This window comes from Ornithinimicrobium sp. F0845 (assembly GCF_023015765.1).
In the GTDB taxonomy this organism is placed as follows: domain Bacteria; phylum Actinomycetota; class Actinomycetes; order Actinomycetales; family Dermatophilaceae; genus Ornithinicoccus.
Window position 1 is genome coordinate 81,978 of record NZ_JALKAL010000015.1, and the last position, 22,572, is coordinate 104,549.

Below are 22,572 nucleotides of genomic sequence, written 5' to 3' on the forward strand. Positions count from 1 at the left end.
GGTGGCGCGGCCGGGGCCGGGCCGCAATACGCTCGACCCATGAGCCGTCCCCCTGCCCTGCCGAGCGATCTGGAGATCGCGAGCGCCGCCATACTGCGCCCGATGGCCGAGGTCGCCGCCGACCTGGGCGTCGACCCTGACCACGTCGAGCCCTACGGCCGGGACGTCGCCAAGATCGACCTGGCCGCGGCCGACGACGCACCGCGGGGGAAGTATGTCGTGGTGTCGGCGATCACCCCGACTCCCCTGGGCGAGGGCAAGACCACCACGGTGGTGGGGCTCACCCAGGCCCTGCAGCGGCTGGGGAAGACCGCGGTGGCCACGCTGCGGCAGCCGTCGATGGGCCCGACCTTCGGGATCAAGGGTGGGGCGGCCGGTGGTGGCTACAGCCAGGTGGTGCCGATGGAGCGACTCAACCTGCACCTCACCGGTGACTTCCACGCCATCACCGCCGCCCACAACCTGCTCGCCGCGGCGGTCGACAACCACCTGCACTTCGGCAACGAGCTCGGCCTGGACCTGCGCAACATCACCTGGCGGCGGGTGATGGACGTCAACGACCGGTCCCTGCGCAACATCGTCGTCGGGCTGGGCGCCCGGGGGGACGGCCTGGTGCGGGAGACCGGCTTCGACATCACCGCGGCGTCGGAGGTGATGGTGCTGATGACGCTGGCCACGTCCTATCAGGACATGCGCGCCCGGCTGGGCCGGATCGTGGTGGGCTACACCGTCGAGGGCAAGCCGGTCAGCGCCGAGGACCTCGGCGTGGCCGGTGCCATGGCGGTGATCCTGCGGGATGCCCTGAAGCCCAACCTGCTGCAGACCCTCGAGGGCGGGCCGGCCCTGGTGCACTGCGGCCCGTTCGGCAACATCGCCACCGGCACCTCCTCCGTGGTGGCCGACAAGGTCGCGCTGAGCCACGCCGACGTCGTGGTCACCGAGGCCGGCTTCGGCGCCGACATGGGCGCCGAGCGGTTCTTCAACGTCGAGTGCCGTCTCGGCGGGCTGCGGCCGGACGCCGCCGTCGTCGTCGCCACCGTGCGGGCGCTGAAGGTCCACTCCGGCCACTACGACATCAGGGCCGGGAGGCCGCTGCCGGAGAGCCTGTTCGCCGAGCGTCCGGACGAGGTGCGAGCCGGGCTGGAGAACCTGCGGGCACACCTGGAGATCATCCGGGGCTTCGGGGTCAGCCCGGTCGTGGCGATCAACGCCTTCCCCCAGGACCACGACAGCGAGCACGCGGTGATCGCCGGGTTGGCGGAGGAGATGGGCGTCCGGTGCGCGGTCACCCGGCACGTGGCACAGGGTGGCGCCGGCGCGGAGGACCTGGCCCGCGAGGTGCTGGACGCGACGGAGGAGCCCACCCGGTTCACCACGACATACTCCCTGGAGGACTCCCTCACGGAGAAGATCGAGGCCATCGCGACACGGGTCTACGGCGCGGACGGCGTGGACTACTCGCCCGCGGCGGCCAAGGCCCTACAGGGCTGCGAGGACACCGGCTTCGGAGACCTGCCGGTGGTCATCGCCAAGACGCACCTGTCGATCAGCTCCGACCCGACGCTCGTGGGCGCACCGCGCGGGTGGCGGCTGCCGGTGCGGGAGGTGCGGGCCAGCGTCGGCGCGGGCTACGTCTACGCGATCGCCGGCGACATGCGCACGATGCCCGGCCTGTCCCGGCACCCCAACGCCGAGCGGATCGAGCTCGCGCCGGACGGGACGATCACCGGATTGTCCTGAGGCACAGCAGCACTCCTCGGGCGCCTGCGACGCGATCACCCGCTCCTCGAGCGTCCTCGTTCCCGCGGAACCGTCACGTGAGCAGTGCTACGTTCATGACTGACGCACGTGACTCACGTGCCGACATCCGGACGACCTGCGAGGAGCCGTGTCGTGTCAGATCTGCCTCCGGAGACGACCCACGACCTCGAGTCCGGCGGTCCCGCGGGGTCGCAGGACCCACGATCACCTGCGTGGCGCCCAGTCGTGGTGGTGATCTGCGTGGTGCTGGCGGGTCTGCTGACCGTGCCGGCCGCGGTGGCCTACTGGGGACAGCGGACGCTGAACGACACCGCACGCTACGTCGACACGGTCAGTCCGCTCGTGGACTCCCCCGAGGTCCAGGAGGTCATCGCCACCCAGGTCACCACCGCCATCGAACAGCGGGTCGATGTCGAGGCGATCCTCGACGACGTGTTCTCCGGGGTGATCACCGACCGGCCACGCCTGCAGCGTCTGACGGGAGTCCTGGCCGGGTCGATCAACGCGCAGATCGAGCGGGTCACCCGCGAGTTCATCGCGTCGCCGACGTTTGCGGAGATCTGGGACCGCGCGCACACCCGTGCACAACAGGGCCTCCAGCGCGCGCTGCGGGGCAACGACTCCGGGCTTGTGTCGCTCCAGGGGGATGAGGTCGTGCTTGACCTGGACGAGCTCATCGACCAGGTGAGTCAGCGGCTGGTCGACCGTGGCATCCCCGTCGTGTCCCGCGTGCAAGCTCCCGAGACCGACCGGCAGATCGTGCTGCTCGAGGCTCCCGCGCTGCGGGATCTCCGCACGATCTATGCCTTCGCCAACCCCGTCGCCACCTGGCTCCTCCCGGTGGTCGGCCTGCTTTATCTGGCCGCCTTTGTGGCCGCCCGGCGCCGCCCGAGGATGGCGGTCACCATCGGTGTGCTGATCGCCGCTAACGCGCTGCTGCTCGCCCTGGCGCTGTCGGTGGGCCGCCAGCTGTTCGTCAACCACCTGACAGGCACGGCCTTCGGCCCGGCCAGCAGGGTCTTCTACGACACCCTGTTGTCCTACCTGTTGCGTGGCCAGCAGGTGCTCCTCGCGGCAGGCCTGATCCTCATCATCGCCGGCTGGTTCGCGGGGGCCACATCGGTCGGAGCCAGTGTCCGGGGCGCCGTGGTCAGCGGCCTGGAGGGCACCGGCGCCCGCATCGCCGAGTCCGCCGGTGACGGCCGGGTCGGTGCGGCGGGCCGCTGGGTCGCGGCGAACATCCGGTGGTTGCGGCCTGTCGTCGTGGCGGTCGGAGTCGTCGTGCTGTTGTGGGGGAACAACCCGACGCTGCCCCGGCTGTGGTGGGTTCTTGCCCTGACCCTGATCCTCCTCGCCTGCCTGCAGGTCCTGGTCGGCACGGGGCACCACAGCGTGGTCAGGCACAGGGCACCGCCGCCCCAGGCTCCCCCCGCTGCGGCACCGTAGCCAAGAGGACGCGGCCCCCCGTCGGCGCACAGACGAAGAAGCCCTGCCACCGACGACGGGGCAGGGCTGGGACTTCGACCAAAGGGTGGAGCTGAGGGGATTCGAACCCCTGACCTTCTCATTGCGAACGAGACGCGCTACCAACTGCGCCACAGCCCCAAGGTGTACCGGCGGCTACAGACTGTAGCACCGGCAGACCCGATTTTCCGATTCCGGAGTCCGGTGACACGGGGGCCGGACCGGTCTCCGGCGCACTGCCGACTCAGAGCTCGGCGAGGTCCTCCGCGGACGGCTCCCACAGGCCGGCCGCCGCGTTGCTGCGCACCTGGTCGGCACTGGTCACCCCGGCGATGACCGAGGCGACGGCGGGCTGGGCCGCGAGCCCACCGATGGCCACCTGGAGGAGGGAGAGGCCGCGCTCCTCGGCATACTGCTCCAGTCGTTCGATCTCGTCCCAGTCGGCCCCGGCGAGCCGCTGCGCCTGACTGTCCAGCGCCAGACGGCTGCCCTCGGGAGGAGTCTGGTCGCGCCGGTACTTGCCGGTGAGCAGTCCGTACTCCAGCGGGAAGAACGGGAGTATGCCGACGCCCACCGTCTCACAGGCCGGCACCAGTTCCTCCTCGGGCTCGCGATCGAGGAGGGAGTACTTGTTCTGCGCGGAGACGAACCGCTGGTGGCCGCCGGCCCGCGCCGTCCAGTCGGCGTCGACGACTTGCCAGCCGGCCAGGTTGCTGGACCCGATGTAGCGCACCTTGCCCTCGGTGACGAGCTCGGACAGCGCGGACAGGGTCTCCTCGATCGGGGTGACCGGGTCTGGACGGTGCAGCTGGTAGAGGTCGATCCAGTCCGTGCCGAGGCGACGCAGACTGGCCTCGACCGCACGTCGGATGTAGCGCCGCGACCCGCGCGCACCCCAGTCCGGGCCGTTAGCACCCTGCATGTCCATGCCGAACTTGGTGGCCACGACCACGTCGTTGCGGCGCGCGTTCAGCGCCTCGCCGAGCAGCGTCTCGGACTCCCCGCGTCCGTAGGTGTCGGAGGTGTCGAAGAAGGTGATCCCCGCGTCGATCGCGGCGTCGACGATCTCCTGGACCGTGTCGCCCCCGATCCTGGAGCCGAACGCGTTGCAGCCGATGCCGACGGTGCTGACCCGCAGGCCGGAGTCACCCAGCGGGCGGTAGGTCATCTCAGTCATTGGTCAAACGTAGCCCCCGAGAACGAGAGGTCCTGACGGCAGGTGTGCAGGCCCGCTCGGTGGGGTCATCCGGCGGCGCCCGCGGCGGCGTTGCGCTTGCGGATGATGTGGGAGATCCACAGCAGGAAGAGCTGGTGCGCCGGGGGCACGGACGGGTCGACGTCCAGCACGGGCCGGGACGACCATGCGCCCGCCGTGTGCGCGGTGCCGACGCGCCGCCCGTCCCGCAGGACGCGCTGGGTCCGGCCGAAGAAGCCCTCGGAGCCGATGTCGTAGGTGACACCCTCACCCGTGACAACCCAGCCGTCCCGCCAGACCTTGGGCTTGGTGGCCCGGAGGGCGACCTTGGGGTTGCGCGCCAGGCGGGCGATGCGGTCTCGGCCGTCCCGCTCGAACCGCCAGGTCTGGTCGGCGATGACGAGCTCGGCACCTTCGCGCCAGAACTCCGGGTCGACGGTGGCGACCTGCTCGCCGTCCAGCAGGATCGGCACCACCCCGCCCTTCTTCGCGCCCCACTCCAACATGTCGGCAGCCTAGCTCCCCTGGTCCGGCTCCCGGGATGTCCGCGCGAGGGCCTACCGTCAGGTCGTGGACGTGCGGGTCGTGGACGTGGTGGTGGTGCCGACGCGCGCCGGCGCTCTCGTCGCGGACCCCGGCGTCGAACACGGACCGGCCGAGATGTCCTGGGACGAGGCCGCGGCGTGGATCGCCAACCGTCAGCGGGTGGCGGGCGAGGACGGCGTCCGGTGGGTGTGGCCCGACACCGGCTCGGTCTACGCCCGGCTGCTCGCCGCCGGCACGCGGGTCGGGCGGTGCGTCGACCTGCGCCTGTGCCACGCCATCCTGCGCTTCGCGACCCCCAAGCCCTGGACGGCCCCGCCCTGGTTGGCGCCGGCACCCGTCGAGGCGCCCGCCCCCACCCTCCTGGACGACCTGACCCCTGACACGACCCCCACGGTGGAGGAGGTGCGCGCCGAGCACGACCGGCAGCAGGCGGCCGTCGCCGCGGCCGACGACCCGGGCCGGCTCCGGTTGCTCCTCGCAGCCGAGTCCGCCGGTGCGCTGATCGCGGCGGAGATGCGCGCCGACGGGCTCCCCTGGGACCGGGCCCGGCACGACGCGATCCTGACCGCGGAGCTGGGACCGCGGCCACCGCGGGGGATGCGCCCCGAACGGCTGGAGCAGCTGGCCGTCGAGATCCGGGAGCTGCTGCACAGCCCGGGTCTGAACCCCGACTCCCAGGTCACCCTGCTGCGGGCGCTGCGCCATGCCGGCCTGGACATCACGTCGACGGCCAAGTGGGAGCTGACCGGGCAGGCGCACCCCGTGGTGGCACCGCTGCTGGAGTACAAGCGGCTGGCCCGGCTGCTCTCCGCGAACGGGTGGAGCTGGCTCGACACGTGGGTTGAGCCAGGCACGCTCGGGCGGTCCGACCGCTTCCGCACCGACTACGTCCCCGGCGGCGTGGTGACCGGCCGCTGGGCCACGAGCGGGGGCGGGGCGCTGCAGATCCCGAAGGCGGTCCGGGCCGCCGTCGTCGCCGATCCCGGATGGCGGCTCGTGGTCGCCGACGCCGCACAGGTCGAGCCGCGGGCCCTGGCCGGCATGGCCGGCGACCTCGCCCTGGCGAGGGCCGGGCAGGACGGCGACCTGTATGCCGGGCTGGTCGCCTCCGGCGTCGTCGAGACCCGCGACCGCGCCAAGGTCGGCATGCTCTCCGCGCTCTACGGCGGCACCGCCGGTGAGGCGGGTGTGCTGCTGCCGCGCCTGCGGCGTGCCTACCCCCTGGCCACCGGCCTGGTCGACCGGGCCGCGCAGGTCGGCGAGCGCGGCGGCACCGTCCGGTCCTGGCTCGGTCGCACCAGCCCGCCGCCGGGTCCCGCCTGGCACTCCGTCCAGGGCCGGGCGGGAGAGACCGACGCGGACCAGGGTGACGAGCGGCGCGCCCGCGCCCAGGCCAGGGACCGGGGCCGGTTCACCCGCAACTTCGTCGTGCAGGGCACCGCCGCCGAGTGGGCTCTGTGCTGGATGGCCGAGACGCGTCGACGTCTCCGGGCACTGACTCCCCTGGCGGACGATCCTGGCGCGGCACGTGGCCGCAGCGCGACGGCTACGAGCGGTGCCGGCACGGCTCCCGGCCAGGGCAGGCCGCACCTGGTCTTCTTCCTGCACGACGAGATCGTGGTCCACACACCGGAGCCGCTGGCCGCCCAGGTCGCGGAGATCGTCCAGGACTCGGCGAGCACCGCCGGACGGCTGCTCTTCGGTGGGTTCCCACTGTCCTTCCCGCTGCACGTCGCGACCGTGCAGACCTACGCCGAGGCGGACAAGACCTGAGCACACCCGAGGGTCGCGCTGGCGCGCTGTGCCGGCTGGGCGGACCCTGGTCGCCAGCGGCTCAGCCGACCGAGTGGACCGGGGGCAGGTCCTCGAACTCCTCGTCGAAGGCCAGCGCGTGGCCGTCGAAGGGCAGGTCCTCGACCTGGCCGGTGGACTCCGCCTGGACGGCGCCCGTCGCTGTGGCCTGCGCGGGGTCGGAGGACGGCGCGCCGGGTCGGCTGGCACGCGCCTTGAGGGTGTAGGTCGGCGGCGGGACCGGGACCGGAGCCCAGGTGCCGGGCTGGAGCTCGGCGGTGGGCAGGGTGCTCGCCCCCTTCGCAGCTGCACCCGCCTGACTCTCCGCGCGGTCGTGGGCCTCGACGTCGAAGAACTGTGCGTCCCTGGCCACGGCCGCTACCGGCGCAGATGCCGCCGTGTCCGCAGTCGTCAGGGTCGGAGCGCTCGCAGCCGGAGCCGAGGAAGCCCGAGCCGTCGCGGCCGCGGCCGACCGTCGCGGGGCCGGTCGGACCGACCTGCGGCGGGCGGTCTTCGGACGTGCGCCCCGGCGACGCGTGGCCTTCGAGCGCGGGCCCTCAGAACTCGTGGGCTTCCGGGCGAGCTGGGTCGCGCCCACCTCGTGGCGGCGCGCACCGGGACGCACCGGCGAGGTCGCACGACGGCGCTGGCGACCCACGGAGATGCGGATGAGCGTGAGGGCGAGCAGCAGACCCGCGCCCCCCGCCGCGGCAGCCCACCAGGGGGCCATCGCGAGGGAGTAGAGCGTGATGCCCGCAGCCAGGGCGAGCACCCCGACGACCAGGAGCATGGCCCGCAGGGTCGCGGCCGAGGGACGCGGCAGGCGGCATCGGGCACGGCGCGGGGCGGGCTCGGCAGCACCGTGGCGCGCACGCTTGACCACCACGTCGGGGTGGGCGGGACGCGTCAGGGAGACGGCGTAGGACTTGGGCGCCGGCACCGTGAGGTCGGCCCGGGGGGCGGCGCTCTGCCGGCGCTCCAGGACGCGCATCGCCTCGGAGAACCGGTCGACGGACCTGGCCGTGGCGACGTGGTCGCGACGACGGATCCAGTGCTGGATGAGATAGGCAGCCCACACCGCGAGGATGACCGCGAAGATCAGGCTGTTGGGCACACCCAAACCATAGGGAGACCCACGGCGGTTACCACGCAGTTCTGGTGCGTGTCGCGGAAGTGACTGGTGTGACTGACGTGGTGCGACGTGTCAGTCGTCGGCGCGCGGGCCGTCCCGGCGCAGCCGGTCGACGAGACGCTCGGTGCCCAGCTGCTCGGCGGTGATCGCGAACTCCACGTGGTCACGCCAGGCGCCGTCCACGTGCACCAGCCCGGCGCGGAACCCCTCGTCGGGCAGGCCGAGCCGCCGGGCGACGGCAAGGCTGGCGAGGTTCTCCGGGCGGATCGCGACCTCGACCCGGTGCAGGCCCACGTCGTGCAGGGCGTGGTCGATGAGCATCGCGAGCGACCACGCCGCCACCCCACGGCCGGTGGCGCGACGGTCCAGCCAGTAGCCGGCCGACGCCGTCCAGCGCGATCCCCACACGATGTCGAAGAGCTGCATCTGCCCCTGGAGCACGCCGTCGACCTCGATGACGAACGGCAGCACCCGGCCCTCGCGCGCAGCCCGGTCCAGGAGACGTCGCAGCCGGATGAACCGCAGGGTCGGCTCCGGGCCGGTCGGCACGGTCGCCTCCCACGGCCGCAACCAGTCCAGGTTGGCCGTGCGCATCTCGTCCCACCGCGCACGGTCGGCGCGGGTCAGGCCCCGCAGAACGATCTCGACCCCGTCCGGGCGGACCTCGTGCAGCCGGACCGGCCAGGTCATCACGACGGTCGGGCCCAGTCCCCGGAGCGGCCGCCGGACTTGGCCACCACCATGACGTCGGTGATCACGGCGAGCTTGTCGACGGCCTTGATCATGTCGACCATCGCGAGCGCGGCGACGCTCACGCAGGTCAGCGCCTCCATCTCGATGCCGGTCCGGTCAGCGGTGCGCACCGTCGCCCGGATGTCCACCCCCTCGTCGACCACGGTCAGGTCGACCTCGACGGCGTGGACGGCGACCGGGTGCGCCAGCGGCACCAGGTCCGGGGTCTTCTTGGCCGCCTGGATGCCGGCCAGCCGGGCGACCCCCAGGGCGTCACCCTTGGGGGCGGTCCCCTCCCGCAGCGCGCGGACCGCCTCGGCGGACAGGCGCACCCGGCCCGTGGCGGTGGCCTCGCGGGCGGTGACCTCCTTGCCGCTGATGTCCACCATGTGGGCCGTGCCGTCCGCCCGCAGGTGACGCAGCGCCTCGTTCACCCCGCCTCCCCGTCGGAGCGGTCGGACCGGTCCTCATCGGCCGAGGACACCAGGTCGGCCTCGATCTCCTCCAGCGGCCGCAGCGGCAGCACCGGCACCGCGGAGCCGGTGGCCACGTCGGTGACCTCGGCGGGCACGACCGCCAGGCCGTCGGCGAGCGCCAGCCCACCCACGAGGTGCGACCCGGGGCCACCGACCGGCTCCGCGGCATACTGCCCGCTGGCGTCCCTGCTCAGCCGCACGCGGTGATACTGCTGGCGCCCCTCCGGGGAGGACCATCCGCGCGCCACGACCGCCGGCACCGTCACCGGCGTGTGCGTGCGGCCGCCGAGACGCGCCAGCGCGGGGCGCAGGAAGACCTCGAAGCTGACCAGGACGCTGACCGGGTTGCCGGGCAGCGTGAAGACCGGCACCCTGCGCTTGCCGAGCAGCCCGAAGCCCTGGGGTTTGCCCGGTTGCATGCCGACCTCGGTGAACTCCATCGACCCGCTCCCGGTGAGCACCGCCTTGACCGCGTCGTAGGAGCCGCCCTTGCTGACGCCCCCGCTTGTGATCACCGCGTCGGCCTGTCGCAGGTGGTGGTCGAGTGTCTTCTTGATCACCTTCTCGTCGTCGGGCAGGTGTCCCGTGTGCACGACCTCGGCTCCCGCCGAGCGGACCAGTGCCGCCAGCATCGGCCCGTTGGAGTCGTTGATCTGGCCCGGGCCGACCGGCTGTCCGGCCGGCACGAGCTCGTCCCCGGTGGAGAGCACCACGACCCGCACCGGCCCGGTGACGGCCACCTCGGCGACCCCGGCTGCGGCCAGGACCGCGATCTGGGGTGCGCCGACACGGGTGCCGCGCCGCAGGATGACGTCGCCGGCCCGCACGTCCTCCCCCGCCGGCCGGATGTTGTCCCCCACCTCCGGCGCCCGGGAGATCAGCACCTCGCGGGGACGGCCGTCGGTGTCCTCCACCCGCACCACCGCGTCGGCCCCCTCGGGCACCGGTGCGCCGGTCAGGATCCGCCAGACACTGCCCTCGCGGTGAGTATGCCGTGCGGTCGAGCCCGCGGGGATGTCACCGAGGACCGGGACGGACCGGGGGTGCTCGGCGTCGACGCCGGCGAGCTCGGCGGCCCGCACGGCATAGCCGTCCATCGCGGAGTTGGCGAAGCGCGGCAGGTCGACGTCGCTGGTGACGTCGCGGGTCAGCACGAGGCCGAGCGCCTCGTGCAGCGGCACCTCCACCTCCGGGACCGGCTCGATCGCGGCGAGCACCGACTCCAGGTGCTCGTCGACCGTGGTCACCTGGCATCCCCCCGGACGAAGTCGTCCAGCCAGGCCGCGAAGTCCGTGCCGAGCTCGGGGTGCTCCCGACCCAGCCGGACCACGGCCTTGAGGTAGTCGAGCCGGTCGCCGGTGTCGTAGCGGCGGCCTCGGAAGACCACGCCGGTCATGCCGCTGCCCTCGCCGTCGGCGCCGGCCAGCTCCAGCAGCGCGTCGGTCAGCTGGATCTCACCACCGCGCCCCGGCGGGGTCTGCTCCAGCACCTCGAAGACGCGCGGGTGGAGCACGTAACGGCCGATCACGGCCAGGTTGGACGGCGCCTCGTCGACGGGCGGCTTCTCCACGAGACCGGTGAGGCGGACGACGTCGGAGCCCTCGTCGGCGGGGTCGATGGCCGCGCAGCCGTACTTGTCGACCTGGTCGCGGGGCACCTCCATCAGCGCCACGACCGACCCGCCCCGCTCGGCCTGCACCTCGATCATCTGCTCCAGCAGGTGGTCGCGGGCGTCGATCATGTCGTCGCCGAGCAGCACCGCGAAGGGCTCGTCCCCGACGTGCGTGCGCCCGCAGAGCACCGCGTGGCCGAGCCCCTTGGGCACGCCCTGGCGCACGAAGTGCACCTCGATGTCCGTGCTGGCATCGACCCGGTCGCGGCGCTCCTGGTCACCCTTGGCATCCAGGGCACGCTCGATCTCGGGGTGGCCGTCGAAGTGGTCCTCGATCGCCCCCTTCCCGCGACCGGTCACCATCAGCACATCGCTGAGCCCGGCACGGACGGCCTCCTCCACGATGTACTCGATCGCGGGGCGGTCGACGACCGGCAGCAGCTCCTTGGGGACGGCCTTCGTCGCGGGCAGGAAGCGGGTGCCGAGACCGGCCACCGGGATCACTGCCTTGCGCGGGCGCGGGGTTGGCTCGCTCATGCTGACCCACCCTAGTGGCCGTCACGGACCGCGGCCCCTCGGGGACAATGCCGGCATGGACGGGATCAGCGCGGCCAAGAAACAGGCACGGGCCGGGGTCCGGGCGCGACGCCGGGAGGTGGTCGAGGGCCAGGGCCCCGCGGGTCGGGCCGAGCAGGCCGACGCACTGGCCACCGTCTTCCTCACCTGGCTCCGGGAGTATGCCGGGGGGCTGGGTCGACCGGGCCTGTCCGGTCTGACGATCACGGCCTTCCGGGCGCTGCCCGGCGAGCCGCCGGTCGGGGCACTCGTGCAGGCCGCGCTCGCGGAGGGGGCGCGGGTGCTGCTGCCGGTCACCGTGCGCGGGGAGCACGACCTGCACTGGGTGCCCGCCGCGGAGACGACCGGGGACGGTGTGGCCGAGGACGTGATGCACGGTGTAGCGCTGACCGGTGACGAGCTCGGGCCGGAGGCCCTGCACGGCGTGGACGTCGCGCTGATCCCCGGCCTCGCCGTGGACTCCGATGGGCACCGGCTGGGCCAGGGTGGCGGTTACTACGACCGGGCCCTGCCGCGACTGCGCCCCACGGTCCCGGTCATCGTGGCCCTGCACGACCACGAGGTGCCCACCGACCGAGCCGGCGGGCACCTGCCCCACGCACCCCACGACATACTGGTGGACGGGGTGCTGACCACCGCCGGGGTGAGGCTGGTGCGCTGACCGGGTGGACCGACCGGGCTACGGCGTCAGGGTGAGCGTGTGGACCGCGGTCTCCTCCACGGCCTCGCGTGAGTGCGGCCACGGGTAGGACCCGCCCTCGAGCCAGGCCTGCACCTGGTCGTTGTAGTTGGGGTGGAAGGCGTGGCCGGAGTTGCCCGCCTGGTTCACCCAGGTGGAGGCGTCCAGGTCGGACAGGTCGACGACCATCCGCATCGACGGGCCTGAGGTCACCCGGAAGCTGCCGGTGCTGGCCTCCCAGTTGAAGGCGTTGACCATGGCCGAGCTGCCCGAGGCCGGGTAGGGGCCGTCGTTGAAGGCCCACCGGACCAGGTCGGGGATCCCGTCGCCACCGAGCACCTCGTGGCGCAGCGGCACGTTGTGGAGCGAGCCCCACTGCCAGTCCTGGGGGTTCTTGCCGATGCGCTGGGTCAGGTCGAGCCGGGCGTTGATCATGGCCTGGCGCAGGATCTCGTCGCGCGTCTCCACCACGCCCGCGGTGCGCCGGTCGTCCCACCAGTCGTCCGCGGGGCGGTCCAGCAGCTGGTCGACCACCAGCATCCACCGGGAGTTGCCGTCGGCCGACAGGTCGGAGGGCAGCTCGTCGTCGAAGGTCAGGTCCAGGATGTTGGCCCACACCGCGTAGTAGTACATCGCGGCGGCGGACTGCTCCCCGTCGGCCGGGGCCGTCCGGTCCCACTCCGTCAGCATCTGCTGCGGCTCCCGGTAGAAGTCCGAGGAGGGCACCTCGACCTCGAGCAGCGCACCGATCAGGTCGTCGGCGAAGGCGTTGTAGCTGTCGGCCTGGATGTCGTGCATGTCCTCGACGGTCAGCGGCCCCTGCGCCATCTTCTCGGTGAGCAGGTCCAGGATGCGCTGGGAGCGGTAGCCCATGTCGGGCTCGGAGGTCAGGAACGGCCGGCTGCCCTCGGCGACCGCCTGGTTGGCGGTGACGATCACGCCGTCGGCCGGGTTGTAGACCGACGGCATCTCGCTGAACGGCACCCACCCCTTCCAGTCGTAGGCGGACAACCAGCCCTGCGCGGGGAAGAAGCCGGGGGGCGCGCCGTTGGTGCTCGGCTCCCGCACCGGGACCAGACCAGGTGCCTGGTAGCCGATGTTGCCGTCGGTGTCGGCATACAGCAGGTTCTGGCTGGGCACCGCGAACAGCCGGGCCGCCTCCTGGAAGGACTCCCAGTCGGTCGCGGCGTTGAGCAGGAAGACCGCGTCGGCGGTGCGGGTCTCCTCCAGGCCCGTCCAGGCCATCGAGACGTCGTATGACGTGAGCGTCTCGACCCCGTTGATCGGGGCGGTCTGTCCCGCTTGCGCGACGCCGTCGATCACGTCGGAGAGGATCGGGCCGTGCCGGGTCTCCCGCACGGTGATGCGCACGTCGTCCTCGCCGGCGACCTTGATCACCTCGCTGCGCTGCTCGACCGGCTCCCAGGCCGAGCCGCGCCGGACCTGGCCGTCCGCGTTGACCTCCTCCAGGTAGAAGTCCGTGACGTCCGGGTCGAGGTTGGTGAAGCCCCAGGCGATGTCGTTGTTGTGGCCGATGATCACGCCGGGGAAGCCGGCGAAGGTGAAACCCGTGACGTCGAAGGGGCAGGACTCTGAGACCTCCCGGCAGTGCAGCCCGGTCTGCATCCAGACGCCCGGCTGCTGGATGCCCAGGTGCGGGTCGTTGGCCAGCAGCGGCAGACCGGTCTCGGTGTGCTCGCCGGAGACGACCCACGAGTTCGAGCCGATGCCCGCTCCCTCCCCGAGCAGGTTGGGGACCGCGGCCAGTGCGCCCAGCGTGCTGTCGTAGCTGGCGGCCAGGTCGGCATCGACGGGCGGACCGCTGCCCTCGCGGTCCTCGACGGGGGCGTAGGTCCCCACGCCCTGGTCGGGGTCGGCGTCCGGGCCGTCCACTCCCCCGCGGTCCTCGCTGGCGGGTTCGACCGGCGGCGGCTCCCACTCGTCCTCGGACAGGATCGGCGCGTGCTGGTCGACCGGGAACTCCGGATACAGCGCGCCCAGCTGCTGCCGGGAGACCTCACCCACCAGCCGGGCGCGGCCGAGCTCGTCGGAGTAGTTGCCCCGCAGGTCCCAGGCCATCGCCTTCAGCCAGGCCACCGAGTCGGCGTCCGTCCACGGCTCGATGCGGTAGTCCGGCGCGCTCTGTCCCAGCACGACATACTCCAGCGACACCTGGGACGGGGAGGGATTCTGCTCCAGGTAGGCGTTGACCCCGGCCGTGTAGGCAGCCAGGTAGCGCCGGGTCTGCGGGTCCAGTCTGGGCAGCTCCGCCTCCGCGACGCGACGCCAGCCCATGGTGCGGATGACCTTGTCGGTCTCCAGGCCGGGCTCACCGACCAGCTCGGCCAGGCGTCCGGCGGTCACGTGCCGGCGCAGGTCCATCTGGAAGAACCGGTCCTGGGCGGCGGCGAAGCCCTGGGCGGAGAACAGGTCCTCCGGGGTGTCGGCGTAGATGTGCGTGACGCCCTGGTCGTCCCTGATCACCTCGACGTCAGCGGTCAGGCCCGGGAGTGCCAACTCACCGCTGACCTGCGGAAAGGACCTCCTGACCAGCCCCACTCCGAGCACGCCGGCGGCGACGGTCACCAGGATCAGGGCCGCGATCACGGGCACGACGACGCGACGCATGACACTTCGGGACACGCACTGAGCGTAAGCCACCGAATCGGTGCTGGGCCGCATCCCACGTACAATCGTGCACCGTGCCGACCTACTCCTACGCCTGCAAGGACTGCGACAACGCCTTTGACGTCCAGCAGGCCTTCAGCGACGACTCCCTGACCGTGTGCCCCCAGTGCGGTGGTGCGTTGCGCAAGCGCTACGGGTCGGTCGGGGTCGTCTTCAAGGGCTCGGGGTTCTACCGCACCGACTCCCGCAAGGGCTCTGTTGCCTCCTCCTCCGCCGCAGCGGGCTCCGACGCGTCGTCCAGCACCTCCTCGACGGGGTCCGGTGGCTCGTCCTCGAACGGGTCCGGGTCGTCGGGGTCGGCGGGGTCGTCCACAGCGGGTTCCACCCCGGCCGCAGCGTCCACAGGCTCGTCGAAGACCGCCGCAAGCGCCTGACTGCTTCCCTAACCTCCCCGTGTGACCAGGTCTCCACGGGTGTCGATGCGCGCCTCGATCCGGGCCGCGCAGGAGCGCGGCCGGCGTCGGGACGCCGACCGCCGTGCCGTCTGGCGCCGGGGCGTCCTGCGTAAGGCTCTGGCCGCAGTCCTGTGTGGGGCTGCGGTGTATGCCGCAGTCACCGCGCTGGCCCCCGAGCCGCCGGCCCCAGGTCCGCTCGTGCTCGTCGCGGACCATGACGTGCCGGTCGGGGCTGAGCTGGGTGCTGACTCCGTGCGCGTGACCCGCGTGCCCGAGGGCCTGGTGCCCGGGGGCGCACTGTCCGATCCCGCGCAGGTGCAGGGGCGCGTCACGACGGCACCGCTGCGCGCCGGGGAGATCCTCACCGACCTGCGGGTCTCGGCCTCGGCGTCACTGGAGGGTCTGGACCCGGAGCTCGTTCTCGCGCACCTGCCCCTGCGCGACGCGTCCCTCGCGGGAGTGCTGCAGCCCGGGACCCGGGTGGACGTGCTGACCACCACGGACGGCGCGGTCCTCGCCGCGGACGTCCTCCTCGTCCGCCGGGTCACGGACCAGGACGCAGCGGGCCCGCCACGTGCCGACGCGGACGCGCTCAGTTTCCTCGTGGCGGTGACGCCCGAACAGGCGGGCCGGCTCGCGGCCGGTGGCGCTGACCTGCCGGGACACGGCCTCACCGTGGTCATTCGTGGCTGAGGGCCGTGGCGCCGCAGATCTTCCGAGACACTGCCTCGCCGTGGTCACCCGTGGCTGAGGGCCCATGTATGGTCCTGAGTTTGGCGGTCTGGCGCTGCCTTCCGCTAATGTCTCCGTCGCCCTGCGCCAGACGGCGTGGGAGTCAGGACACAACGCGCGTCCCACGGGATGCCCACTCGGAGGAACACATGCTGCAGGGATTCAAGGACTTCATCATGCGGGGCAACATCGTCGACCTCGCGGTCGCGGTCGTCATCGGCACCGCCTTCGCAAAGGTAGTCGAGGTTGTGGTCGGGTCCATCATCACGCCGCTGCTGAACGCCATGGGCGGGGCCGAAGCGAGCGGTCTGGGCTTCCGCATCATCTCGACCAACCCGGGCACCTACGTCGACTTCGCCGCCGTGATCAACGCGCTGATCGTCTTCCTGATGACTGCCCTGGTCGTCTACTACGTCATCGTCGTGCCGATGAACAAGGTGAACGACAAGATGGGCTTCGGCGCCGAGGAGGACGCGGCCCCGGCGGAGGACGTCGCACTCCTCACCGAGATCCGCGACCTGCTCGCCCGCCGCAACGTCTGACGCGCCCCACCCTCCCGGGCTGAGCCCGGAACGGCCCGGTCCCCCGTCGGGGCCGGGCCGTCGTGGTCCCTGGGCGTCGCACTGCGTCCTCGCGCCGCGTCCAAGCCCTGCGCGGCGATGACGGACCGGGTAAGCCCCGGTTAGCCCCAGTGCGGCGGTCGCTGCGCCCGCCACCACTCGTCGGTGCCGATCTCCTGCGCCAGGTCGCCCTCTGCCTCGCCGGAGTCCTGCGGGTCGACCCGCGGCTCGCTGAAGTCCGGGTCGTCCTCGGGCAGGGCGTTCGTCGCGGGCGCCACCACTCGTCGGTGACGACGGGCTCGGTGCGGCACCTGCTCCTCGGTCATCGACCACGCTCCGCGGAGGCACGGCGCGCCAGCTCGACGATCCGGGCGACCTCCCGGGCCGGGTCGCGGAAGACGTCCGTGGTCCAGACCCGCAGCGGCGTCCAGCCGAGGCGGCGCAGGTGCAGGGACCTGTTGCGCAGACGTGCGGGGTCCAAGACCCCCGGCTCCAGCTCGCGCGATCCGGCGTCGCCCGGCTCGGGCCAGGTGTCGGTGTCGATGGCCAGGAGCGGCCGACCGGGCTCACCCGGATCGTCGACCACCAGCTCGATCCGGTGCGGCCCCGTGCCGAACCCGACCCGCACGGTGAGGTCCTCGGCGCGCAACCGGGCGGCCAGGTCCTCCAGCAGAGCGGTACCCCCGGACCGCCCGTCGACCGGCAACGCCAACCGGTCTGCGGACTCCGACGTGTCTGTGGAGTCCGACCTGTCGCCGTCGTCCGGAGTATCGGCGTCGTCGGCCGGTCCGCCCTCGCCGGCGGGTGCGAGGTGTGCGTCGGGCGGAACGGCCGCGGCCTCGAGAGTCGCCCGGATGACGGCGATGCCTCCCGAGTCAGGGAGGTCGGCGAAGGGACGATCGGCCACCACGACGACCGACCTCCTGGCAGAGCCCAGAGCAGCGACCGCCCACGACTCGTCCAGGCCGGAGCGACCTGACAGGACCACCAGCAGCCGGTCCCGCACGTCACCGGCCGCGTGCTCGACGGTGCTCACCAGGAACGGCTCTGCGACGTCCTCCCGGAAGGAGCCGGCCAGATCTGCCTCGACACCGACCCGTGCCCACAGGCCCTCTTCGAGGTCGGCGACGAGGTGGCCGTCATCCACCAGGACGGCGAGGGAGTGCTGCGGGGTGCGCCGCGCGTGGTCCACGACCCGCTCCACGACCGCCGCGACCAGGTCGTCGCGGCCGTCGGCCTCCAGTGCGGTGACCCGCGGCGCGAGCAGCACGCCCGGATAGCCAGCCAGGGGGCGGGTGACCTGTCGTGGGACCATGCGCTGATCCAGCGAGCGGTAGTGCGTGTCGAGGTGCCGGACCGGCAGGTGCACCGAGGCAGCGGCCAGCAGGTCTTGCCCGTCGGCCTCCGCGGGGCGCACGTGCTCGTCGACGACGCTCACGAAGGGCAGTCCGGGCAGTCCACCGGAGTCTCCGACGATGAGCGCCCGGTCCGCGCGCGCCAGTGCCGGGACTGCCCGGGCGATCGGGAGCCGATGAGCCTCGTCGATGACGACGAGGTCGACCTCGGCGTCCTGCGGGATCGTGGCGGGGATCGTCAGGGGGCTGGCGAGCCAGCACGGCCGCAGCGCACGGACCAGATCGGGCGCTGCCGCGATCAGGTCGATCAGCCGCAGCGGCGGGCCAGCGTCGACGACGGCGCGCAGGGCGGCCTCCTGCGTGGGGTGACCGCTCAGCGCGGCCTCGACCTGGTCGTGGGCGGCGGCGCGGACGGCAGCCCTGGCCCGCTCGATCCGCGCCTCCTCCTGCGCCACGAGGTCGTCCGCAGCCTGGCGCAGCGCCGCGCCGTCGGCGTGTGCCCCCCTTTGGGTGATCTGGTCGTGGACCGAGGCCCAGAACACCAGGTCCGCCTCGGCCTCCACGTGCTCGACGGCCACTCCCCTGGCGGCCAGGTCATCGACGAGTCGCCCGAGGCCACGGTCCCGCAGTGGTTGCAGATCGCTGTGGACGGCAGCCACGACCGCGAGCCGGTCGGCTCGGGCGTCCAGCCGGACGAGCCGTTCGAGCAGCAGGTCGAGGTGCGTGGTCTCCAGGTCCTTGCCCTGCGCCGTGGTGACCAGCACCCCGGCGAGCCAGGACAGCTCGCGGTGCATCTCGGCATACTGCTCGGCGGCCTCCTCCCAGCCACGCGGTGTGCTCGGGCGTGCCGCTCGGCCGGCCAGGCCCTCCCACTCGGCCCGTTCGTCGCGGGCAGCCGCCAGTCGGTCACCAAGGTCTGGCGGCGGGGTGCCGGGTCGCAGCAGCGCCCTGGCCTGGCGACGCAGCCGGGACCGGGACATGGCCGGCAGCTTGTCCTGGCTGCCCCGGGGTTGCCTGGCGGTCCCCCGGACCAGCTCGTCCAGCGGAGCCTCGTAGACCTGGGGGGTGAAGACGTCGAGGGTGTCGCGGACCCGGCGCAGGAGCTCGAAGGTGCGGGTCCACTGCTGGAGGTTGGCGGGAGCGGGCAGACCGGCGGCCCGGGCGATCCTCGTCACGTCGTCGCGCGCCTCGGTGAAACGCCCGCTGACCAGCTCGCTGACGATGGACGCGGCCCGCTCCGCCTCCTCCGGATTGGTGACCAGGGCGCCGAACCACGGGTCCTCCAGCCGGCGTTTCCAGGCTCCTGCGGTCACCGCACGCGTCAGGGCGTCCCGGACCTCACCTATCGCCGTCGGGGTCAGGTCCTTGAGCACCTCCGCCTCGAGACGGACGTGCGAGGTGGGCGGGTGAGGCAGCTTCGCCAGGCGGGTCAGCACGTCGTGCGTCTGGGCGAGCGACACCCCCCACGGCTCGCGGCGACCGTGCAGGTGCTCGTCGTGGGCGCGCAGCACCGCGAGCGGGTCGCCGAAGGACTCCGGGTCGGTCGACGCCGGGTGAGCGTCGCGCTCGCCCGACTGGTGCCGGTCCAGCGCGTCGATCAGTTCCGCGGCCGCCCGGCGCGCCCCGGCAGCGGTCTCCCGGATGTCGAGCACGAGGTCACCCAGTCCGATGCTGCGGAGTCGCTCGTGCACGCCTTCCAGGGCGCGGCGCTGCTCCGCCGCCACGAGGACGGAACCACCGCCGATGACGGTCTGGGCGATGGCGTTGACGATCGTCTGGGTGCGACCCGTGCCGGGCACGGCGTCCAGCACGACGGACTGCTTCGCTGCGAGCAGGCCCAGCACCTCACGCTGGGCCCGGTCGGCCTCCAGGACCAGCGACAGCCGGCCATCCGGCGCTGGTCCGTCCGTGGCCTCGGCCTGTGGTGAATCTTCCTGCGGAGGTGCGGCACCACCCGCCAGCGACACCAGCAACGGTCGTGCCGTCCACCGCTCGAGCGGCCCGCTGAGCTCGGCGACGAGGGGCAGCTTGGCCAGCGGATAGGTGCTCAGCACCAGCTGGGGCCCGATGCCGAACTGCGGAATGCCTGCGCAGAGCTCCTCGAGAGCGTCGTACGTGGGACGAGGGTCGAAGCCCTGACGCCCGGTGCTCGCCCGGGCCAGGGCGTGGCCGTCCAGCTCCACACCACGCTCCCCGCGCAGGTAGTGCTCCAGGGCAGGGTTGAAGATGACGTCCGCGTCCAGCCTCAGGACGTAGTCGCGCCGGGACGCGTCGGTGGGACGGATTCGCGCTCCCCGCAGGAGGACCGGTGCCCGCGGCGGGATCGGGGCACGGGGCAGGTGCCAGGAGGCCATCCCGACCGCGAGGAAGAGTGTGCTCATGCCGTGCTCACGCTGCAGCTCGACAGCCTTGGCACGGATGGCGGCGACCCGGCGCCGCACCTCCGTCAGGGCCACGGACTCGCGCACCAACTCCGAGAGGAGCGTGTTGTGGCCGGCCAGGAGCTTGGCGACCCCGCCCGGGTGCGCCACCGTCAGGTCGATCGTCCCGGTGGGCAGGTCGCGGTGCCACATCAGACTGTTCCGGCCGCCGAGCTCGGCCAGCTCCGTGCGCCATCGGACCCTGGCGTCCTCGAGCACCTGTTCCGGCGTCACCGCGGGCGCGGGAGAGTCGACGCGGGGCCCCTGGGCGTCGACTGGTTCACTCACCCCGCCAGGTTAACCAGTCGACCTGCCCGATCCCGGCAGACACCCAACCACCACGAGGTCCGGTAACCTCTCCGAGTGGCTCGGCACGCGTGCGGGCCCTGGACCGGGGCACCCGGTCCTCCCCGCCCTCGTAGCTCAGGGGATAGAGCACCGCTCTCCTAAAGCGGGTGTCGCAGGTTCGAATCCTGCCGGGGGCACATTTGCGCAGGTCAGCGGCCTATCGGGGTGTGGCTCTCCGGGGGGTGAGCACCGCTTTCGCGGTGGGGAACGACTCACCCCCGTGGGGCTCGGACAACGTGTGCGCAGGTCAGCGGCCTCCCACTGCCAGTGCAAAGCACCGCTTTTCCGGCGCGCGTGGGAGCGGGTGTCAACGACCCGGGAACCAGGGTGAAATTGTCCCATACCCGCAGTTCACAGCAGGAACGGCCCTTCTCAGCGACCGTGCAGACGTGATCCTTGGAACGGCTCCGGTACGTGAGTGGTACGTGCTTGACGGACCAGCCAGCCATGCGCGCACGACAACCGCCAGAGTAGGCAATGCCCTGAACTACGATCGCGCATCGCCCCACCGCGGATGGGGGCGTCTTGCGGCGGCAGTGCGCATCTGATCTGAGGAGCGGGCAACTCGCCGCAATACCGGATGGGATAGCCGGCGCGCGTGCCGTGGGGAGTGAATGCGCAGGGCGTGAGACGCGCCAGGTGGAGAATTGGAAGAACGAGTCGAACGGTGAACAACCAGCAGGGAGCGCGGTCATGACGACGGTAACCGACCACGACGCTTACATCGCCGCAGCGCGAGCCCTTTCAGCCCGCGCTGGAACGGTTGCGCGCGACGCTGACCCGGGCCCTGCCGGAGGCCGAAGAGATCGTGGCCTACAACATGCCGGGTTTCAGGATCGGCGGCTCGGTGGTAGCGAGCTATGCGGCGTTCAACAAGCAGTGCGGGCTGTATCTCCTTCCAGGCACACTCTCCCAACACGCAGAAGAGATCGCAGCCGCCGGTCTGAAGGCGACTAAGACCGGCATCACCTTCTCGCTGGCCAAACCGATCCCGGATGATCTCGTCGAACGGGTGGCGCGGACAGCGCGAAAGCAGGCTGAGGCCTGACTGCTCAGACTGGTCCACCGACCTCGTCGGCGCGAGCGAACTGCGGCAGATGAGTGCGTCACGGGCGGCGAGCTGGCGCATATGGCGGCTGACGACCAGCGGCACGCTCGAGCGGTCTCGTTGGCCTTGCGGCGCGCAGCATGTGTCAACTACAGTTAACATGTGGTGGAAGTCATCCGATCAGCGACGTTCGACCAATGGCTGACCAAGTTGAGGGACCAGCGTGCGGCCGCGCGCGTGCTGATCCGGATTAACCGGCTCGCGGCAGGCGACCCTGGCGACGTCAAGCCCGTCGGAAAGGGCGTCTCCGAGCTGAGAGTCAACTTCGGCCCGGCTATCGCATCTACTACCTGCACCACGGCCACCAGGTCGTCCTGCTCCTGACCGGCGGCGACAAGTCCACCCAGGATGCGGACATCCGCAAGGCCCACCTGATCGCCGCCGAAAGGAGAAGGAACCGATCATGACCAACGAGACGTTTGCCCCGTTCGACAGTGCGGATTACCTCAACACGTTCGACGACGTGCCCGCCTACCTAGAAGCAGTCCTCGAGAACGCCGAGGACGACCCGAAGGTCATCGCGGCGGCGCTCGGTGCCATCGCTCGCTCCCGCAACTTGAGCGAGATCGCACGACAGGCCGGGATGAGCCGGGAAGGTCTCTACAAGGCACTCTCCGCGGACGGCAATCCCACGCTCGCAACCGTCGTGAAAGTCGCACACGCACTCGGCCTTCGGCTGCACTTCGAAGCCATCGCGTAAGGGCTGCGCAGTCTCCAGCAGCGACGTCCCCATTGCGGCCATTGTGCGAGCGTCCCTCGCGGCGAAATGACGCACCCCTGCCCGGCCCCGTCGCGCTCTTGGACGCGCTGGTTCCGGGCCTGGAGTAGGGCGGCGGCATCGTGCTTAAGTGGCTCTTTCCAAACGAGGGTGTAGCGGTGGTGTGATCGGCGGCGGGTCGCTGCGGGGGTGAGGGTCGAGGTCTTCCGATGATGGGAGTTCTCACACAGCCCTCGATCTGGAAGACCTCGACGTGCCTGACTGTGAGTGTATGGGTGGCTGGT

The 22,572-nt window shown here is 71.9% G+C and carries 19 protein-coding genes, 2 tRNA genes and 2 pseudogenes; 11 read left to right on the forward strand and 12 right to left on the reverse strand.

Annotation, left to right across the window (positions count from 1 at the left end):
• Positions 1-39 precede the first annotated feature (39 nt).
• Together MWU75_RS17335 and MWU75_RS17340 are read left to right on the forward strand one after the other, a co-directional pair.
• Positions 40-1,740 carry a formate--tetrahydrofolate ligase gene (locus MWU75_RS17335; protein ID WP_247093284.1) on the forward strand — a complete coding sequence of 567 codons (1,701 nt, stop codon included), beginning with the start codon at positions 40-42 and terminating at the stop codon, positions 1,738-1,740.
• 153 nt (positions 1,741-1,893) lie between these two features.
• The gene (locus MWU75_RS17340; RefSeq protein ID WP_247093286.1) at positions 1,894-3,207 is read left to right on the forward strand and encodes a hypothetical protein; all 1,314 of its coding nucleotides are present in this window, start codon (positions 1,894-1,896) and stop codon (positions 3,205-3,207) included.
• Between the two features lie 86 nt (positions 3,208-3,293).
• Here the strand turns inward: MWU75_RS17340 and MWU75_RS17345 are convergent.
• The 3 genes from MWU75_RS17345 to MWU75_RS17355 all read right to left on the reverse strand — a co-directional run bounded on the left by MWU75_RS17345 (position 3,294) and on the right by MWU75_RS17355 (position 4,926).
• A tRNA-Ala gene (locus tag MWU75_RS17345) sits at positions 3,294-3,366 on the reverse strand.
• Between the two features lie 103 nt (positions 3,367-3,469).
• Complete coding sequence (locus MWU75_RS17350; protein ID WP_247093288.1) at positions 3,470-4,402, reverse strand: aldo/keto reductase; 933 nt, start codon at positions 4,400-4,402, stop codon at positions 3,470-3,472.
• 65 nt (positions 4,403-4,467) lie between these two features.
• On the reverse strand, positions 4,468-4,926 hold the full coding sequence (locus tag MWU75_RS17355) for a hypothetical protein (RefSeq protein WP_247093290.1): 459 nt from the start codon (positions 4,924-4,926) through the stop codon (positions 4,468-4,470).
• 64 nt (positions 4,927-4,990) lie between these two features.
• Here MWU75_RS17355 and MWU75_RS17360 point away from each other — a divergent pair, with 64 nt between their 5' ends.
• The gene (locus MWU75_RS17360; protein ID WP_247093292.1) at positions 4,991-6,739 is read left to right on the forward strand and encodes a bifunctional 3'-5' exonuclease/DNA polymerase; all 1,749 of its coding nucleotides are present in this window, start codon (positions 4,991-4,993) and stop codon (positions 6,737-6,739) included.
• A 61-nt stretch (positions 6,740-6,800) separates the two neighbouring features.
• Here the strand turns inward: MWU75_RS17360 and MWU75_RS17365 are convergent, their stop codons facing one another.
• The 5 genes from MWU75_RS17365 to MWU75_RS17385 form a co-directional block, all read right to left on the reverse strand.
• Positions 6,801-7,871 (reverse strand): hypothetical protein, encoded by a 1,071-nt coding sequence (locus MWU75_RS17365; RefSeq protein ID WP_247093294.1) that lies wholly within the window; start codon positions 7,869-7,871, stop codon positions 6,801-6,803.
• Positions 7,872-7,961: 90 nt separating this feature from the next.
• Positions 7,962-8,579, reverse strand: a complete 618-nt coding sequence (locus tag MWU75_RS17370; protein ID WP_247093296.1) for a GNAT family protein — start codon at positions 8,577-8,579, stop codon at positions 7,962-7,964.
• Positions 8,579-9,010 carry a cyclic pyranopterin monophosphate synthase MoaC gene (gene moaC, locus MWU75_RS17375; protein WP_247093326.1) on the reverse strand — a complete coding sequence of 144 codons (432 nt, stop codon included), beginning with the start codon at positions 9,008-9,010 and terminating at the stop codon, positions 8,579-8,581. The genes MWU75_RS17370 and moaC overlap by 1 nt, the downstream gene beginning before the upstream one ends.
• A gap of 41 nt (positions 9,011-9,051) precedes the next feature.
• Positions 9,052-10,344, reverse strand: a complete 1,293-nt coding sequence (glp, locus tag MWU75_RS17380; protein WP_247093298.1) for a gephyrin-like molybdotransferase Glp — start codon at positions 10,342-10,344, stop codon at positions 9,052-9,054.
• Positions 10,341-11,246, reverse strand: a complete 906-nt coding sequence (locus MWU75_RS17385) for a UTP--glucose-1-phosphate uridylyltransferase (protein ID WP_247093300.1) — start codon at positions 11,244-11,246, stop codon at positions 10,341-10,343. Before MWU75_RS17385 ends, glp begins: the two co-directional genes overlap by 4 nt.
• A gap of 55 nt (positions 11,247-11,301) precedes the next feature.
• Between MWU75_RS17385 and MWU75_RS17390 the strand changes: the two genes are divergently transcribed.
• A complete protein-coding gene (locus MWU75_RS17390) occupies positions 11,302-11,946 on the forward strand; it encodes a 5-formyltetrahydrofolate cyclo-ligase (RefSeq protein ID WP_247093302.1) in 645 nt (214 codons plus the stop codon).
• 18 nt (positions 11,947-11,964) lie between these two features.
• Here the strand turns inward: MWU75_RS17390 and MWU75_RS17395 are convergent, their stop codons facing one another.
• Positions 11,965-14,607: a penicillin acylase family protein gene (locus MWU75_RS17395; protein WP_247093303.1), complete on the reverse strand. Its 2,643-nt coding sequence runs from the start codon at positions 14,605-14,607 to the stop codon at positions 11,965-11,967.
• Positions 14,608-14,666: 59 nt separating this feature from the next.
• Here MWU75_RS17395 and MWU75_RS20400 point away from each other — a divergent pair.
• Positions 14,667-14,807: pseudogene (locus MWU75_RS20400) on the forward strand (FmdB family zinc ribbon protein); the annotation flags it as partial.
• 14 nt (positions 14,808-14,821) lie between these two features.
• Here MWU75_RS20400 and MWU75_RS20405 read toward each other — a convergent pair.
• A complete protein-coding gene (locus MWU75_RS20405; protein WP_348647802.1) occupies positions 14,822-14,965 on the reverse strand; it encodes a hypothetical protein in 144 nt (47 codons plus the stop codon).
• Positions 14,966-15,047: 82 nt separating this feature from the next.
• Between MWU75_RS20405 and MWU75_RS17405 the strand changes: the two genes are divergently transcribed.
• Both MWU75_RS17405 and mscL read left to right on the forward strand, forming a co-directional pair.
• Positions 15,048-15,740, forward strand: coding sequence for an SAF domain-containing protein (locus MWU75_RS17405; protein WP_247093307.1), 693 nt, complete (start codon positions 15,048-15,050; stop codon positions 15,738-15,740).
• 188 nt (positions 15,741-15,928) lie between these two features.
• Entirely contained in the window at positions 15,929-16,321 is a 393-nt protein-coding gene (gene mscL / locus MWU75_RS17410) for a large conductance mechanosensitive channel protein MscL (RefSeq protein WP_247093309.1), read from the forward strand.
• Between the two features lie 140 nt (positions 16,322-16,461).
• Here mscL and MWU75_RS17415 read toward each other — a convergent pair whose 3' ends face one another.
• Complete coding sequence (locus MWU75_RS17415) at positions 16,462-16,665, reverse strand: hypothetical protein (RefSeq protein ID WP_247093311.1); 204 nt, start codon at positions 16,663-16,665, stop codon at positions 16,462-16,464.
• Positions 16,662-20,402 carry a DUF4011 domain-containing protein gene (locus MWU75_RS17420; RefSeq protein WP_247093313.1) on the reverse strand — a complete coding sequence of 1,247 codons (3,741 nt, stop codon included), beginning with the start codon at positions 20,400-20,402 and terminating at the stop codon, positions 16,662-16,664. Before MWU75_RS17420 ends, MWU75_RS17415 begins: the two co-directional genes overlap by 4 nt.
• Positions 20,403-20,526: 124 nt before the next feature.
• On the opposite strand from MWU75_RS17420, the gene MWU75_RS17425 reads away from it, so the two are divergent.
• The 4 genes and pseudogenes from MWU75_RS17425 (at position 20,527) to MWU75_RS17440 (ending at position 22,270) form a co-directional block, all read left to right on the forward strand.
• A tRNA-Arg gene (locus MWU75_RS17425) sits at positions 20,527-20,599 on the forward strand.
• A gap of 626 nt (positions 20,600-21,225) precedes the next feature.
• Positions 21,226-21,510: a DUF1801 domain-containing protein gene (locus tag MWU75_RS17430; RefSeq protein WP_247093315.1), complete on the forward strand. Its 285-nt coding sequence runs from the start codon at positions 21,226-21,228 to the stop codon at positions 21,508-21,510.
• A 162-nt stretch (positions 21,511-21,672) separates the two neighbouring features.
• Positions 21,673-21,977: pseudogene (locus tag MWU75_RS20410) on the forward strand (type II toxin-antitoxin system RelE/ParE family toxin).
• On the forward strand, positions 21,974-22,270 hold the full coding sequence (locus MWU75_RS17440) for an addiction module antidote protein (RefSeq protein ID WP_247093317.1): 297 nt from the start codon (positions 21,974-21,976) through the stop codon (positions 22,268-22,270). The pseudogene MWU75_RS20410 and the gene MWU75_RS17440 overlap by 4 nt, the downstream one beginning before the upstream one ends.
• Positions 22,271-22,572: the final 302 nt, after the last annotated feature.